The sequence below is a fragment of the Streptococcus sp. CF10-1 genome (genome assembly GCF_024295825.1).
Classification (GTDB): Bacteria; Bacillota; Bacilli; order Lactobacillales; family Streptococcaceae; genus Streptococcus.
The window spans coordinates 278,446-293,174 of the sequence record NZ_JANCPQ010000001.1 but is presented as its reverse complement, the minus strand read 5'-3'; the positions used below and the strand labels follow the sequence as shown (position 1 = coordinate 293,174).

Genomic DNA, 14,729 nt, shown 5'->3' with positions numbered 1-14,729 from the left:
TCCCTGGTTTTATGAGATGATTTCAATTATTTCCTGCAAACGTTTCATTCTATCATTTATTTTAACATATTTTTGGAATTCTGTAACTAGTTGAGGGGAAATTTTTCCATTTGTATAAACTTTTGCGACAATTTCTCCCTTTTGAACGGAGTCTCCAACTTTCTTTTCAAAAACAATCCCTGTTTCATAGTCCAAGTCATCTGACTTGACTGCACGACCAGCTCCTAGTCTCATGGCATAGAGTCCAAATTCCATTGCAGGAAGGGCTGAAATAACACCTGTATCTTGAGCTGGAATTTCCAGCACATGGGCAACTTTGACGGGGCGATAGAGATCTTCTAAATCACCGCTTTGTTCTGCTACCATTTCTTCAAACTTAGCCAGTGCTTGGCCATTCTCAAGATGTTGACGGATTTCCTCGATCGTTTTTTCAACATCAGCCAAGCCAAGCATAATCTGAGCTAGCTCGCAGATAAAGTGACTAATATCTTCTCGGCCTTTTCCTTGGAGAATCTCGATTGCCTCAAGGATTTCCAGACGATTGCCAATAGCTTTTCCCAAGGGTTGGCTCATATCGGTAATGACTGCTACCGTCTTTCGACCAACAGCCTTACCAAGATCCACCATGGTTTGAGCCAATTCACGAGCCTCATCAACCGTCTTCATGAAAGCACCCTCACCGACCGTTACGTCTAGCAAAATGGCATCCGCTCCTGCAGCGATTTTCTTGCTCATCACCGAACTAGCAATCAAAGGAATCGTATCGACAGTTGCTGTCACATCTCGTAGTGCATAGAGAAGTTTGTCTGCTTTAACCAGCTGATCGGACTGCCCAATGACAGATACACCAATGTCCTGTACCTGACGAATGAAATCTTCTTGACTTCGCTCGACTTGATAGCCCTTAATGGACTCCAATTTATCAATTGTCCCACCAGTATGGCCGAGACCACGACCACTCATTTTAGCAACGGGTACACCGAAACTCGCAACAAGGGGAGCCAAGATTAAGGTCACCTTATCACCTACACCACCAGTCGAATGCTTGTCAACTTTAACCCCCTCAATAGCTGACAAATCAAACTCCTGACCTGTCTTGACCATATTCATCGTCAGATCAGAAATCTCACGTGTGGTCATTCCTTTAAAATAAACAGCCATAGCAAAAGCAGACATCTGATAGTCTGGAACAGTTCCAGCCACATAGCCTTCTACCAGCCACTTGATTTCATTTGAAGTCAGTTCTTGACCATCTCGTTTCTTTTGGATTAAATCAACTGCTCTCATTCTTTCACACTTCTAAGGATATAGTATCCCTTATCTTTCTTTACGATTTCACAATTTCCAAAAACGTCTTCCATCTTACTTTTAGCACTTGGAGCTCCTTGTTTTTTCTGAATGACGATGGTTAATTCTCCTCTGTCTTTCAAGAAATCTCTGCTCTTTTCGATAATCTCATGAACAACCTGTTTGCCCGCTCGAATCGGCGGATTGGAAATAACATGGTCAAACTTCCCTTCAACTTGTTCATAGATATTGGATTGGAAAATCGTTGCTTCTACTTTATTACGTTCAGCATTTTGTCGCGCTAGGTCCAAGGCACGATTATTGATATCGACCATGGTTGCCTGAACTCCATAAGCCTTGACCAATGACAAGCCCAATGGCCCATAACCACAACCCACATCAAGGACCGTCTCTCCTTTGTTAACCTCTAGACACTTGAGCAAGAGCTGACTCCCAAAGTCAACCATTTTCTTGCTAAAAACACCCGCATCCGTCAAAAAGGTCATGTTTTCTCCCAACAACTCCACTCTCAACTCATGAATATCGTGAGCAGCGTCAGGATTTTCTGCATAATACATTTTACTCATAAAACTATTTTACCATATTTTAGTGAAATATTAAACCGTTTACAAAGCTAAATTTCAAGACAGAGACTACATCTGTTATGATAACAACCAAAGTTTTTCAATGATTTTCATTTCTTTTAAAAACTATATATCATAATTCGATTCAATTCGTTTCTGTCTTTATAAGTGAAATATGATATACTAAGGTATCAAACGAGGAAACATTATGACCAACGAATTTTTACATTTTGAGAAAATCAGTCGCCAGACTTGGCAATCATTGCATCGCAAAACAACCCCTCCCTTGACAGAGGAAGAGTTAGAATCCATCAAGAGTTTCAATGACCAGATTAGTTTGCAGGACGTAACGGACGTCTATCTTCCCCTTGTCCATCTTATCCATATTTACAAGCGCACTATGGATGATTTGGCATTTTCAAAAGGAATTTTTCTCCAACGTGAAAGTAAATCGCAGCCTTTTATCATTGGGGTTTCTGGTAGTGTTGCTGTGGGGAAATCAACCACTAGTCGCTTACTTCAGATTCTTCTATCACGTACTCTCCCAGATGCTACTGTAGAATTGGTGACAACTGACGGTTTTCTCTATCCCAATCAAACCTTGATGGACCAAGATATCTTAAATCGCAAAGGTTTTCCTGAAAGTTATGATATGGAAGCCTTGCTGAATTTTCTTGATCGTCTAAAGAATGGACAAGATGTCGATATTCCTGTCTACTCTCACGAAGTGTATGACATCGTTCCTGGAGAGAAGCAATGTGTCAAAGCTGCGGACTTTGTCATTGTCGAGGGGATTAATGTCTTTCAAAACCCTCAAAATGAGCGCCTTTACATCACTGATTTCTTTGATTTCTCCATCTATGTGGATGCTGCGGTCGAGGACATTGAAAGTTGGTATCTAGATCGTTTCTTAAAACTGCTCAGCTTTGCCCAAAATGATCCCAACAGCTACTACCACCGTTTTACGCAAATGCCAATTGGAGAAGTTGAAGCCTTTGCACACCAGGTTTGGACCAGTATCAATCTCACAAATCTACAAAACTATATCGAACCGACAAGGAATCGCGCTGAGGTCATTCTCCACAAGACTAAAAACCATGAAATCGATGAAATTTACCTAAAAAAATAATTTCCCCTTGTCAAAACCTAAGTTTTCATATATAATGGTATAGTTAGTAAATATGGAGGTAAGAACATTGGCAAACATTAAATCAGCTATCAAACGCGCTGAATTGAACGTTAAACAAAACGAAAAAAACTCAGCTCAAAAATCAGCTATGCGTACTGCTATCAAAGCTTTCGAAGCAAACCCTTCTGAAGAACTTTTCCGTGCTGCTAGCTCAGCTATCGACAAAGCAGAAACTAAAGGTTTGATTCATAAAAACAAAGCAAGCCGCGATAAAGCTCGTCTTTCAGCTAAACTTGCTAAATAAGAAACAGTCCATAGAGGCTGTTTTTTTGTCCACTAATCAGAAAAGGTAGAAAATGAAAATAGCAATCATCGGATATTCTGGAGCCGGCAAGTCAACTCTAGCTGAAAAATTATCAAACTACTACTCCATCTCCAAACTGCATATGGATACACTTCAGTTTCAACCTGGTTGGCAAGACAGTGACCGCGAATGGATGCTGGACGAGATGAAAAACTTTCTCACAAAGCACGAAGCTTGGGTCATCGATGGCAACTATTCTTGGTGCTATTACGAAGAAAGAATGCAGGAAGCTGACCAAATCATCTTTCTCAATTTTTCCCCATGGACTTGTCTCTTTCGAGCCTTTAAACGGTATCTCACATATCGAGGCAAGGTCAGAGAAAGCATGGCTGCAGGTTGCCCTGAACGCTTTGACTGGGAGTTTATCCGATGGATTCTCTGGGATGGACGTACAAAACCTGCTAAAGAACGCTATCAGCAGATTCAAGAAACCTACCCAGAGAAAGTAATTGTCCTCCGGTCGCAAAAGGAGATGGACCACTTCTTAGAAAAGATCGCAAACAACAAGAAAAACCAACGTGTATAACGTTGGTTTTTTGCTTTTACCCAATCACACTTCCGTTTGGTACAGCTGGATCAACTGTGAGAAGGGTTAATTTGCCATCATGTTCAGCTGAGAGGATCATTCCTTGGCTGACGTATTTTTTCATCATCTTGCGAGGTTTGAGGTTGGCAACGATTTGGACCTTCTTGCCGACCAATTCTTGCTCATTTGGATAGTATTTTGCAATTCCTGAGAGGATTTGACGATCTTCGCCATCACCAGCATCGAGGCGGAATTGGAGCAATTTATCAGAACCTTCCACTTTAGACACTTCTTTGACTTCTGCGACACGGATTTCAACCTTATCGAAGTCTTCAAATTTGATTTCTTCCTTGTTTAGTTTGAGTTCGACTTCATCTGGATTCCATTCTTTTTCGACTGCTGGCTTGTTGCCTTCCATTTGTTCTTTGATATAGGAGATTTCTTCTTCCATATCCAAACGTGGGAAGATTGGTGTTCCTTTGGCAACAACAGTCACACCAGCAGGGAAATCAGCCAAGCTCAACTTTTCAAGGCTCGCCACTTCTTCCAAGCCAAGTTGAGTCATGACCGCACGACTAGTTTCCATCATAAATGGCTCAATCATGTGAGCTACAACACGAAGGCTGGCTGCCAAGTGGCTCATGACACTTGCCAATTGGTCGCGAAGAGCTTCATCCTTAGCCAAGACCCATGGAGCTGTCTCATCGATGTATTTGTTAGTGCGAGAGATAAGCGTCCAGACTGCTTCTAAAGCACGTGGGTAGTCAACTGCATCCATGTGTGTATGGTAATCAGCAATTGATTGCTCTGCTACTTGAGCAAGAGCATTGTCAAATTCAGTCACACCTTCTACATAGGCTGGAATTTGCCCATCAAAGTACTTGTTAATCATGGAAACCGTACGGTTGAGGAGGTTTCCAAGGTCATTGGCCAATTCATAGTTGATACGACCTACATAGTCTTCTGGAGTAAAGGTTCCATCTGAACCGACTGGAAGGCTACGCATGAGGTAGTAACGAAGTGGATCGAGACCAAAACGCTCTATCAACATTTCAGGGTAAACGACATTCCCTTTAGACTTAGACATCTTACCGTCTTTCATGACAAACCAACCATGAGCAATCAAGCGGTCAGGCAATTTCATATCCAACATCATGAGAAGAATTGGCCAGTAGATAGAGTGGAAACGAAGGATGTCTTTCCCTACCATGTGGAAGACCGTTCCATTCCAGAACTTGTCGTAGTTAGCATGATCGTCTTGCCCGTAACCAAGAGCAGTCGCATAGTTAAGAAGGGCATCAATCCAAACATAGACAACGTGTTTTGGATTTGATGGGACTGGCACGCCCCAGGTAAAAGTTGTACGAGAAACTGCCAAATCTTCTAAACCTGGCTCAATGAAGTTTTTCAACATTTCATTGAGACGGCCATCTGGAGTGATAAAGTCAGGGTGCGATTTGAAAAATTCAACCAAACGGTCTTGGTATTTGCTGAGGCGAAGGAAGTAAGACTCTTCAGAAACCCATTCCACTTCGTGACCTGATGGAGCAATACCGCCCGTTACATTTCCAGCTTCGTCACGGAAAACTTCTGCAAGCTGGCTTTCTGTAAAGAATTCCTCATCTGAGACTGAATACCAGCCAGAGTATTCACCCAAGTAAATATCATCTTGAGCAAGCAAGCGTTCAAAGACCTGAGCCACTACTTTTTCATGGTAGTCATCTGTTGTTCTGATAAATTTATCGTATGAGATATCGAGCAATTTCCAGAGTTCTTTGACTCCAACTGCCATGCCATCAACATAGGCTTGTGGTGTGATGTCAGCTTCTTCCGCTTTTTGCTGGATTTTCTGACCATGCTCGTCAAGACCTGTCAGATAAAAGACATCGTAGCCCATGAGACGTTTGTAGCGAGCTAGGACATCACAAGCGATGGTTGTGTAGGCAGAACCGATATGAAGTTTACCAGATGGATAGTAAATCGGCGTTGTAATATAAAAATTCTTTTCAGACATAATTTTTCCTTTCCAGGCAAATGAAACCTGTTTTTCTAACACTTCATTATATCATATTTTTAGTGATTTTCGATAGGAAAATCCATATAAAAACAAGATAGACAAGTGTCCATCTTGTTTTTTCTGTTCTATATCTTATTCATAACGAAGGGCTTCAATCGGATCAAGCTTAGAGGCTTTATTGGCTGGTAAGACTCCAAATATCATACCGACACTTGCTGACACAGCCAAGCTAAAGAGAGCGATTGGGAGGGAAACCCCAACTTCGATACCTGCAATCATGTTTTGAAGCAATACTCCAGCTAACATAGTCATTCCAGCAGCAATCCCAAGACCGATGACTCCACCGAGCAGGGTCAAGATCATAGACTCAATCAAAAACTGAACTAAGATATTAGCCCGTGTAGCTCCGAGAGCTTTCCGCAGACCAATCTCACGCGTGCGTTCTGTCACCAAAACCAGCATGATATTCATAACACCAGTTCCCCCGACAAAGAGAGAGATTCCTGCGATGGCACTGATAATGGTGGTCATAAAACCAAAGAGTTGTTGTACCTCTTGGAAGGCGGCAGTTGCATCCGCAACTTGGTACTCCCCTTGCTGAAGACCTGCAATCTCAGTCAGTTTTCGAGCCAACTCCGGACCTAAGGTCTGCGTTAGACTAGTATCATTGACACGAAAGACGATGTTCGAGATTTCATCAGTATTAAAATTGGCTGCGAGAGAGATATTGGTCGTAATTGGAAGACCACCAATCCCAAAGGCTTTCGCAGTTTTGGCTTCATTACTAGTATAAACACCAATCACACGGTAACTAAATTCGTTGACAGAGATGACTTGATTAACCGCAGTTTCTGGACTATCAAACAAACTCTTGGCTAGTTCTTCATCCAGCAAAATCACACTGGCAAATTCCTTGTAGTCTTGCGGTCTTAGACTTCTACCCGCAACGATTTCATTTTCAACTGCGTTCATGTAGGTACTATTTCCGCCTGTCAGAGTCGCGCGTTCAACCTTCTTATCCTTATAAGATAGGGTGACGTTGGTCGAGTTGGTGACATAGTAACTGTCTACTCCTTTGAGTTTGGCAGCTTCCTTGACCCAGGATTCTAGTGGTTTTGGTGGTTCAACATGAACATCCTCTTCTTTCCCGCTGACTGTCAAAGCGGATTGTTTCTGCGTAAAGGAGCCATCCTTGCTCTTGATAGGTGAGAAAAAGACATGGATATCCTTCTGTGATTTGGTCATGTTTTTATTGACCTGACGAGACATGGAGTCTCCCAGAGCCATGATGACAACGACAGACGAAACTCCGATGATAATCCCAATCATGGTGAGGAAGGAACGCATCTTGTGAGCCATGATGGATGAAAAGGCAAATTTCAGATTCTGCATCTTAGTTTTCCTCCTTTTCTACCTGAGCGCTGTCAGACGAGATGACCCCATCACGAATGACAATTTGGCGTTTGGCATAAGCAGCAATCTCTGGCTCATGCGTGACCATGATAATGGTTTTCCCTTCCTTGTTTAACTCCACCAACAGCTGCATAATTTGATTTCCTGTCTTGGTATCCAAGGCTCCTGTAGGTTCGTCCGCTAAGATGATAGAGGGATTATTTACCAAGGCACGCGCAATCGCTACACGTTGCTTTTGACCACCTGATAACTCAGACGGCAAATGATGACTGCGCTCCGTCAGCTCAACCTTTTCCAAAAATTCCTCCGCCAATTTCCGACGTTTTGAAGCCGAAACACCAGCGTAAATCAAGGGCAATTCGACATTTTGAAGTGCATTGAGTTTGGACAAGAGAAAGAACTGCTGAAAGACAAAGCCGATTTGCTGATTGCGGACCTTGGCCAGTTGTTTCTCTCCAAGACCTGCCACTTCTTGACCTTCAAGGTAGTACTCTCCACTGGTTGGTGTATCCAACATTCCGATGGTATTCATCAACGTAGACTTACCAGAACCAGATGGTCCCATAATGGCAACAAACTCACCTTCATGAACTTCTAGATTGATATTTTTAAGGACCTGCAGTTCTTGGTCACCATTTCGATAACTCCTGCAGATATTTTTGAGACTAATTAGTTTCTTCATCAGCCTTCACCTCTTTTCCTTCTTCCAAGGAAGATGTTGGATTACTGATGACCTTGGCACCGTCTGTCAAACCTGAAGTAATTTCTTGGTTGTCTGCGTCCGCATTCCCCAAAGTAACTTCTACCTTCTTCGCTTTTTTCTGGTCGTCAACGGTCCAAACATAGTTTTTGTCATTTTCGGTAACGACACTTGTCAAAGGAACAAGGATGGCTTTACTTTTGTTTTTGACTTCCACACTAACAGAGAAGCCTTGTTTCAACTCACCGATATCGCTAGTCACATCAACAGTATAAGGGTACTTAGATCCAGTATTCCCTCCAAGGGCTGCATTTGCTGCTTCTCCATTGTTTTTAGGATAATCAGAAATATAGCTGATTTTTCCAGTCCAGCTCTTATCTTGGTAAACCTTCGAAGTAAAGGTAACTTCTTGCCCAACAGAAAGGTTAGCAAGGTTGTATTCAGACAACTCCCCTTTGACCTGCAAGTTTTCATTACTTACGACATGTACTACAACTTGACTATTACCTGTTGGCGATTTAGAAACATTACGATTGACTTCAACTACAGTCCCTTCTAGTGTACTGAGGACAGTTGCGGCATCTAGCTGTGCTTGAGCCTTGTTGAGCTGAGCCACAGCATCTGCACGGTTATCCTTGGCATCACTGATTTGAGAGTCGATAGAGGATACGGAAGAAGTTGCGGCTGGTGCTTGCTCTGGAAGTCCAGCTTCTGTTGGAACTTGTGGGGAAGCTGGTGCAGCTGATGCATTTTCACGAGCCTTATTTAACTCCTCGATATGACGGTCTGCCTTTGCAACTGCACGATCGGCTGCATCATAGGCAGCTTGAGCATCTGCACTGCTGTATTTGACCAAAGCTTGCCCTTCTTCGACCTTGTCTCCAACCGAAACGAGAATTTCATCTAAATCTCCCTTACTAGCATCAAAATAAACGTATTGTTCATTTTTTGCTGTAACCGTGCCTGACAAGAGAACAGATGAAGCAACAGAACCTTCCTTAGCAGTAACGATATGAGAGGTTTCCTCCCTGACTGCTGACTGGGAAGGTTGTCTAAAAATCAAAATCCCCGCAGCACCGATAACAATAGCACTGGCAACACCAATCGCTGTGTATAATTGCCATTTTTTCGCCTTCTTATTTCTTTTCATATTTAAACTCCTTTATTCTTTTGCCTTACAAAAACCATTATATCAGAAACACCAAGTCCAAACAATGACAGTTCAGATGGAAACATTGACAATTCAGGATCATTATTTCGTTCGGTATTCGTTTATTGGGTTATTGTGCTAGATATATAATACAATATCTTTTTGAATTTGGCAAGCGTTTTTATAATTTTTTTACCGTAGCAGATTTTTGCATTCAAATAGTAAAAACGATAGAATATGACTATCAAAGCTATAAGGAGTTTTCAATGAGAGAATATGATATCATCGCCATCGGTGGAGGAAGCGGCGGTATCGCCACTATGAACCGCGCTGGTGAACACGGTGCTAAAGCAGCTGTTATTGAAGAGAAAAAATTAGGTGGAACTTGTGTCAACGTTGGCTGTGTTCCTAAAAAAATCATGTGGTATGGAGCGCAAATCGCTGAAAGCTTCCACCACTACGGCCCTGACTATGGTTTTACAAGTTCAGATGTTCAATTTGATTTCGCAAAACTTCGTCAAAACCGTGAAGCCTACATCAATCGTGCCCGCTCGTCTTATGATGGTAGTTTCAAGCGCAACGGGGTTGATTTGATTGAAGGTCGTGCTCATTTCGTTGATGCTCATACGGTCAGCGTTAATGGCGAATTGATTCGTGCCAAACATATCGTGATTGCGACTGGCGCTCGTCCAAGCATCCCAACTATTCCTGGGGCTGAACTTGGTGGTAGCTCTGACGATGTCTTTGCTTGGGAGCAACTTCCTGAATCCGTTGCGATTCTTGGAGCTGGCTATATCGCCGTTGAATTAGCAGGTGTTCTCCACGCGCTAGGAGTAAAAACGGATTTGTTTGTCCGTCGCGATCGTCCCTTGCGCACTTTTGACAGCTACATCGTTGAAGGACTTATCAATGAAATGGAAAAAACAGGTCTACCTTTACACACACATAAGGTACCCGTCAAGCTCGAAGAAACGGAGCAAGGTATTACCATTTATTTCGAAGACGGTTCTAGTCACACTGCCAGCCAAGTTATCTGGGCTACCGGTCGCCGTCCAAATGTAGACGGTCTGGAGTTAGAAAAGGCTGGCGTCACACTCAACCAACGTGGATTTATCCAAGTAGATGAATACCAAAATACAGTTGTAGATGGCATCTATGCTCTTGGAGACGTTACTGGTGAGAAGGAACTGACCCCGGTAGCCATCAAGGCAGGACGTACCCTATCTGAACGTCTCTTTAATGGAAAAACAAATGCCAAGATGGACTACACGACTATCCCTACTGTTGTCTTCTCCCATCCTGCTATCGGAACCGTCGGTTTGACCGAGGATCAAGCTATCAAAGAATACGGCCAAGATAACATCAAAGTCTACAAGTCAAGCTTTGCATCTATGTACTCTGCCGTTACAAGCCATCGTCAAGAATCTCGCTTCAAACTCATCACTGCCGGTGCAGACGAAAAAGTTGTTGGACTTCACGGACTTGGTTACGGAGTGGATGAGATGATTCAAGGATTCGCTGTTGCTATTAAGATGGGAGCAACCAAGGCGGACTTTGATGCTACAGTAGCTATCCACCCAACTGCCTCAGAAGAATTTGTGACCATGCGCTAATTACCGAAAGAGACCCCATGTGGTCTCTTTTAACTTGCAAAATCGGCTGTTACAAAAAATGTTACCCTTAACTTAAAAACAGGTTGACTTTTCTTTCTGAATTAGTATAATAGTTACTATAATTTTGAAAAGAGGTTAACAGTTTTGAAAAAAGCTCATATCTATGCTATTCCTGCTATCGGTGCTGCTCTCATCGCCGTATTAGCACAAATCAGTCTCCCTATCGGTCCTGTACCTTTCACTCTGCAAAACTTTGCGATCGGTCTGATTGCTACTGTTTTTAGACCTAGAGAAGCCGTTCTATCTGTAGCTCTCTACCTCCTGCTGGGTGCCATTGGTTTACCTGTTTTTGCAGGGGGAGGCGCTGGATTTCACGTTTTAGTTGGTCCAAGTTCAGGCTATCTTTGGTTTGACCTTGTCTATGCAGGACTTACATCTTATCTCATTCATAAAAACAGTGGCTACATTCGCATTTTCCTAGCCAATCTCTTGGGTGATTCTCTCGTCTTTGTAGGAGGTATTCTCAGCCTCCACTTCCTAGCTGGTATGCCACTTGAAGAAGCACTCGCTGTTGGCGTCCTTCCCTTTATCCTTCCTGATCTTGGTAAGATTATTGCCATTAGTTTCATTAGTCGTCCCCTACTCGAAAGATTGAAAAGCCTTCCATACTTTTCAAGATAAAACAATACTCCAGAACAATTGTTCTGGGGTATTTCTTTTCTTTAAAACAACTGAACACTATATAGATATTCGACTATTCTTTTACAGGTATGAATATGAATCACTTTATTCTTCAAATTATATCTATTCACGATATGCAAAGTAGAAATGTATTCTAATTGATTCAAACCAAATAAGCTTCCATTGATTTCGGAAGGTTAGCTATAGTATACTTTTCAGAAAACGCATTTTCACTGAGAGAGCTATATTTTATAAATTATTTGTGATACAATAGAGCTACCTAAAAGATTCAGAAAATTTAATGTTCATTGATTGTTTATATTAACTTGAACATTCTGATTTTTCTTCATTCAAAAATAACTGTAAATAATTATAAGAAGAAAGGTAATTCTATGGCAAAGAATACTCGTGAGCTAATCATTGGAGCTCTCATCACACTAGCTAAGAAAAATCCTCAACGTAGCTCCTTTACAATGACTGAAATTGCTGCTGAAGCTGGTATTTCACGACAAGCGATTTATCAAAAGCATTTTAACAACTTTGAAGATATTATTGAATATATTCACGAAGAGACCAATCAGCACATTCTTAACGTCTTTAATAAGTACTGCCCTAGCAATGATGGAGATCCTATCAGCTTTTTAGCAGACCATATACTTCCGCTCATATACGAAAAAAGGGAAATCGTTAACACCTTGTATACCACACAAGTCGACCCATGTTGGAAGGAATTTCTGCGTGGAACATACTCAGAGTGGGTACTAAAGAATGTCAATTACCAACTGAAATATAATTTTAATAAAGAGGACATCGCTTATATCATTACGACCATGGCCATCTCTTTCATTGAAGTCTGGATTCGTAAAGATAATCCAATACCACCTGAAGAGTATAGAGACACTTTCATTCAATTGGCTAAGACTTCTCTCTGTGACTATATTGTATCCTAAAAAAAGAATCTTGAGTTGCACTCAAGATTCTTTTTATTGTTGCCCTTTAAAGGCATCGACCATTACCTGAAATTCTTCATTGGAAAGCGTGATTCCTTTGCCCATTTTAGTATGGTCAGGACTCCAAGAACGAATATCAAACTTTGCTGGTGCTCCATTAAAGCTAACGCGATTTAGTTCTTTGGTCCATCCTTTGTCATTTTCAGACAAGGTGAGCAAGTGTTCTTCGATCTCAAATGTAAATTCTGCCATTTTAACTCCTTTAAGTAGTATGCTTTCTATAGTCTATTCGTAAAAATCTTGTGGTTTTTAGAAAAATTTTATATAATGTGGATATATAAGAAGGGAGGATTCTATGAGACAGACATTCAAACTAGTTCTAGATAAACTACATGGTTTTCTCAATGGGAATGATGATCATCCTCAAATCGAGGATAACTCCCTCACTGCTATGATTGAACAAGCCATCCATAAAAAGACGGCTGTTCATGTCATACTTGCTGAGACAAGTTTTACGGGTGATATTGTTAAACACGATGCTAATCGCCAACAAATTATCATCAAAAATTTTTCAAAAAACGTAACTCGAATCATTCGTATCAGTGACATTAAGCGACTTCGTTTCGTTCCCTCAACTGTACAAAAAGCTCAGAAAAATCTATTTAAGAAAGAGTGAGATGTTCCTTGCATCCCACTCTTTTTCTTAACGAATTTGTTCAAAATGAAGATGAACGGCGATATGGTCACCATAGCCACTTCTCTCCAAATCGCGTTGCAAGCGATAAGAGATATAGTGTTCTGCAATTGTGATGTAACCAGCTCCAAGTAAGCGGTGCTCAACCATTGATTGGATCATGCTGATAGTGGCACGTTCTACTTTTGCTTCTTCCAAGTCCAAAACGACTTTTTTAGTAACTTGCGCTAGGTTTTGACGCAGGTCATCGGTCAAAACATAAACTGTTTGAGCTGCTTTTAGGACAGCTTGGTAAATTTTATCTGGATCAAATTCAGCAATTTCTCCATTACGTTTGATTACTTGCATAAGGTTCTCCTTAATTCTTTGTTTTCTTTGATTTCAGCCAGCATCTTTTCTTCTTCGGCTGTCAGTTGATAGTTTTCTAGCAGGTCAGGTCTGCGCTCGTAGGTTTTCTTTAGACTCTCATAGAGCCGCCACTGGCGAATCTTTTCATGGTGCCCACTCATGAGCACATCTGGCACGACCATGCCTCTATAGTCATAAGGGCGAGTATACTGAGGATATTCGAGAAGTCCCGAAGAGAAGCTATCATCCTGGTGACTAGACTCCTTACCAATCACTTCTGGTATCAAGCGCACGGTCGCATCAATCATGGTCATGGCCGCCAATTCTCCTCCAGTCAAAACATAGTCTCCTAGGGAAATTTCATCGGTTACCAAGGTCTTGATACGCTCGTCATACCCTTCATAGTGACCACAGATAAAGATTAGTTCCTCTTCCTGAGCCAAATCCTCAGCGTAAGCTTGATCGAACTGTTTTCCAGCAGGATCAAGAAGAATGACACGGGGATTTTTCTTTTCAATAGCATCAAAGGCATCGAAAATGGGTTGGGCTCGGAGCAACATCCCCTGACCGCCTCCGTATGGTTCATCGTCAACATGACGGGCCTTTTCAGCATATTCTCTGAAATTATGATACTGGATATCCAAGAGCCCTTTTTCTCGAGCCTTCCCAACAATCGAGTGTTCCAGCGGAGAAAACATCTCAGGAAAGAGGGTTAAAATATCAATCTTCATCATCTAACCCTTCTAAGATGTCCACATCAACCCGTTTGTTTGGAATATCAACATTGAGAACTACTGGCGGAATATAAGGTAAAAGCAAATCTCGCTTACCTTTTCGCTTTACCACCCAGACATCATTGGCTCCTGGTTGCAGAATTTCCTTGATGGTTCCAACCAAGTTATCTCCCTCGTAAACATCCAAACCGATAATCTCGTGATAGTAGAATTCACCATCATCTAAATCGTTCAAATCTTCCTCAGCGACCTTGAGACTATAACCCTTGTACTTTTCAATCGCATTGATATGATACATGTCTTTGAATTTGATAATGTCAAAGTTCTTATGCTTGCGGTGACTTGCAATGGTCACTGTTTGAACAAACTGATCTTTTTCATCAAATAAAGCCAGCTCTGCCCCTTTTTTAAACCGTTCTTCAGCAAAATCCGTCACAGACAAGACTCGCATCTCACCCTGTAGACCCTGCGTATTGACGATTTTTCCAACATTAAAGTAGTTCATCTTGTCTCCTGTATCTATTTCTATCCTTTATTTT

At 41.7% G+C, this 14,729-nt stretch carries 17 protein-coding genes; 7 read left to right on the top strand and 10 right to left on the bottom strand.

The window, feature by feature from the left end:
• Positions 1 to 9 precede the first annotated feature (9 nt).
• Together NMM25_RS01510 and NMM25_RS01505 are read right to left on the bottom strand one after the other, a co-directional pair.
• Complete coding sequence (locus NMM25_RS01510) at positions 10 to 1,287, bottom strand: pyrimidine-nucleoside phosphorylase (RefSeq protein WP_254735718.1); 1,278 nt, start codon at positions 1,285 to 1,287, stop codon at positions 10 to 12.
• Positions 1,284 to 1,874, bottom strand: a complete 591-nt coding sequence (locus NMM25_RS01505; protein ID WP_198459500.1) for a class I SAM-dependent methyltransferase — start codon at positions 1,872 to 1,874, stop codon at positions 1,284 to 1,286. Before NMM25_RS01505 ends, NMM25_RS01510 begins: the two co-directional genes overlap by 4 nt.
• 205 nt (positions 1,875 to 2,079) lie before the next feature.
• On the opposite strand from NMM25_RS01505, the gene coaA reads away from it, so the two are divergent.
• The 3 genes from coaA (at position 2,080) to NMM25_RS01490 (ending at position 3,890) form a co-directional block, all read left to right on the top strand.
• Entirely contained in the window at positions 2,080 to 3,000 is a 921-nt protein-coding gene (gene coaA / locus NMM25_RS01500) for a type I pantothenate kinase (RefSeq protein WP_198459499.1), read from the top strand.
• 67 nt (positions 3,001 to 3,067) lie between these two features.
• Complete coding sequence (rpsT, locus tag NMM25_RS01495; protein WP_001274000.1) at positions 3,068 to 3,304, top strand: 30S ribosomal protein S20; 237 nt, start codon at positions 3,068 to 3,070, stop codon at positions 3,302 to 3,304.
• A 52-nt stretch (positions 3,305 to 3,356) separates the two neighbouring features.
• Positions 3,357 to 3,890, top strand: a complete 534-nt coding sequence (locus tag NMM25_RS01490) for a DNA topology modulation protein (RefSeq protein WP_254735717.1) — start codon at positions 3,357 to 3,359, stop codon at positions 3,888 to 3,890.
• 16 nt (positions 3,891 to 3,906) lie between these two features.
• On the opposite strand, the gene metG is transcribed toward NMM25_RS01490, so the two are convergent.
• The 4 genes from metG to NMM25_RS01470 form a co-directional block, all read right to left on the bottom strand.
• A complete protein-coding gene (gene metG, locus NMM25_RS01485; protein ID WP_254735716.1) occupies positions 3,907 to 5,904 on the bottom strand; it encodes a methionine--tRNA ligase in 1,998 nt (665 codons plus the stop codon).
• Between the two features lie 135 nt (positions 5,905 to 6,039).
• Positions 6,040 to 7,299, bottom strand: a complete 1,260-nt coding sequence (locus NMM25_RS01480; RefSeq protein ID WP_254735715.1) for an ABC transporter permease — start codon at positions 7,297 to 7,299, stop codon at positions 6,040 to 6,042.
• A gap of 1 nt (position 7,300) precedes the next feature.
• Positions 7,301 to 8,002, bottom strand: a complete 702-nt coding sequence (locus NMM25_RS01475) for an ABC transporter ATP-binding protein (protein WP_000733788.1) — start codon at positions 8,000 to 8,002, stop codon at positions 7,301 to 7,303.
• Positions 7,986 to 9,170 carry an efflux RND transporter periplasmic adaptor subunit gene (locus NMM25_RS01470; RefSeq protein WP_254725582.1) on the bottom strand — a complete coding sequence of 395 codons (1,185 nt, stop codon included), beginning with the start codon at positions 9,168 to 9,170 and terminating at the stop codon, positions 7,986 to 7,988. Before NMM25_RS01470 ends, NMM25_RS01475 begins: the two co-directional genes overlap by 17 nt.
• Positions 9,171 to 9,436: 266 nt before the next feature.
• Here NMM25_RS01470 and gor point away from each other — a divergent pair, with 266 nt between their 5' ends.
• From gor to NMM25_RS01455, 3 genes are all read left to right on the top strand, one after another.
• A complete protein-coding gene (gene gor / locus NMM25_RS01465) occupies positions 9,437 to 10,783 on the top strand; it encodes a glutathione-disulfide reductase (protein ID WP_254735714.1) in 1,347 nt (448 codons plus the stop codon).
• A 144-nt stretch (positions 10,784 to 10,927) separates the two neighbouring features.
• Positions 10,928 to 11,464, top strand: a complete 537-nt coding sequence (locus NMM25_RS01460; protein ID WP_254735713.1) for a biotin transporter BioY — start codon at positions 10,928 to 10,930, stop codon at positions 11,462 to 11,464.
• A gap of 392 nt (positions 11,465 to 11,856) precedes the next feature.
• The gene (locus tag NMM25_RS01455; RefSeq protein WP_254735712.1) at positions 11,857 to 12,414 is read left to right on the top strand and encodes a TetR/AcrR family transcriptional regulator; all 558 of its coding nucleotides are present in this window, start codon (positions 11,857 to 11,859) and stop codon (positions 12,412 to 12,414) included.
• 33 nt (positions 12,415 to 12,447) lie between these two features.
• Here the strand turns inward: NMM25_RS01455 and NMM25_RS01450 are convergent, their stop codons facing one another.
• Positions 12,448 to 12,666: a YdbC family protein gene (locus NMM25_RS01450; RefSeq protein ID WP_049479683.1), complete on the bottom strand. Its 219-nt coding sequence runs from the start codon at positions 12,664 to 12,666 to the stop codon at positions 12,448 to 12,450.
• Between the two features lie 103 nt (positions 12,667 to 12,769).
• Between NMM25_RS01450 and NMM25_RS01445 the strand changes: the two genes are divergently transcribed.
• On the top strand, positions 12,770 to 13,090 hold the full coding sequence (locus NMM25_RS01445) for a hypothetical protein (RefSeq protein ID WP_254735711.1): 321 nt from the start codon (positions 12,770 to 12,772) through the stop codon (positions 13,088 to 13,090).
• A 27-nt stretch (positions 13,091 to 13,117) separates the two neighbouring features.
• Here NMM25_RS01445 and NMM25_RS01440 read toward each other — a convergent pair whose 3' ends face one another.
• Genes NMM25_RS01440 through rimM form a run of 3 tightly spaced genes read right to left on the bottom strand, consistent with a single transcriptional unit; the run spans position 13,118 to position 14,695 of the window.
• On the bottom strand, positions 13,118 to 13,456 hold the full coding sequence (locus tag NMM25_RS01440) for an ATP cone domain-containing protein (RefSeq protein ID WP_001196045.1): 339 nt from the start codon (positions 13,454 to 13,456) through the stop codon (positions 13,118 to 13,120).
• Complete coding sequence (gene trmD, locus NMM25_RS01435; RefSeq protein WP_254735829.1) at positions 13,447 to 14,187, bottom strand: tRNA (guanosine(37)-N1)-methyltransferase TrmD; 741 nt, start codon at positions 14,185 to 14,187, stop codon at positions 13,447 to 13,449. Before trmD ends, NMM25_RS01440 begins: the two co-directional genes overlap by 10 nt.
• Positions 14,177 to 14,695, bottom strand: a complete 519-nt coding sequence (gene rimM / locus NMM25_RS01430; protein ID WP_042902149.1) for a ribosome maturation factor RimM — start codon at positions 14,693 to 14,695, stop codon at positions 14,177 to 14,179. The genes trmD and rimM overlap by 11 nt, the downstream gene beginning before the upstream one ends.
• Between the last annotated feature and the right edge of the window lie 34 nt (positions 14,696 to 14,729).

Bases quoted from the DNA above. Each gene is read 5' to 3' on its own strand.
- NMM25_RS01470 (WP_254725582.1), bottom strand. From the start codon at position 9,170: ATGAAAAGAAATAAGAAGGCGAAAAAATGGCAATTATACACAGCGATT.
- NMM25_RS01450 (WP_049479683.1), bottom strand. From the start codon at position 12,666: ATGGCAGAATTTACATTTGAGATCGAAGAACACTTGCTCACCTTGTCT.
- gor (WP_254735714.1), top strand. From the start codon at position 9,437: ATGAGAGAATATGATATCATCGCCATCGGTGGAGGAAGCGGCGGTATC.
- NMM25_RS01445 (WP_254735711.1), top strand. From the start codon at position 12,770: ATGAGACAGACATTCAAACTAGTTCTAGATAAACTACATGGTTTTCTC.
- metG (WP_254735716.1), bottom strand. From the start codon at position 5,904: ATGTCTGAAAAGAATTTTTATATTACAACGCCGATTTACTATCCATCT.
- rimM (WP_042902149.1), bottom strand. From the start codon at position 14,695: ATGAACTACTTTAATGTTGGAAAAATCGTCAATACGCAGGGTCTACAG.
- NMM25_RS01475 (WP_000733788.1), bottom strand. From the start codon at position 8,002: ATGAAGAAACTAATTAGTCTCAAAAATATCTGCAGGAGTTATCGAAAT.
- NMM25_RS01480 (WP_254735715.1), bottom strand. From the start codon at position 7,299: ATGCAGAATCTGAAATTTGCCTTTTCATCCATCATGGCTCACAAGATG.
- NMM25_RS01505 (WP_198459500.1), bottom strand. From the start codon at position 1,874: ATGAGTAAAATGTATTATGCAGAAAATCCTGACGCTGCTCACGATATT.
- trmD (WP_254735829.1), bottom strand. From the start codon at position 14,187: ATGAAGATTGATATTTTAACCCTCTTTCCTGAGATGTTTTCTCCGCTG.
- NMM25_RS01490 (WP_254735717.1), top strand. From the start codon at position 3,357: ATGAAAATAGCAATCATCGGATATTCTGGAGCCGGCAAGTCAACTCTA.
- NMM25_RS01510 (WP_254735718.1), bottom strand. From the start codon at position 1,287: ATGAGAGCAGTTGATTTAATCCAAAAGAAACGAGATGGTCAAGAACTG.
- NMM25_RS01440 (WP_001196045.1), bottom strand. From the start codon at position 13,456: ATGCAAGTAATCAAACGTAATGGAGAAATTGCTGAATTTGATCCAGAT.
- coaA (WP_198459499.1), top strand. From the start codon at position 2,080: ATGACCAACGAATTTTTACATTTTGAGAAAATCAGTCGCCAGACTTGG.
- NMM25_RS01455 (WP_254735712.1), top strand. From the start codon at position 11,857: ATGGCAAAGAATACTCGTGAGCTAATCATTGGAGCTCTCATCACACTA.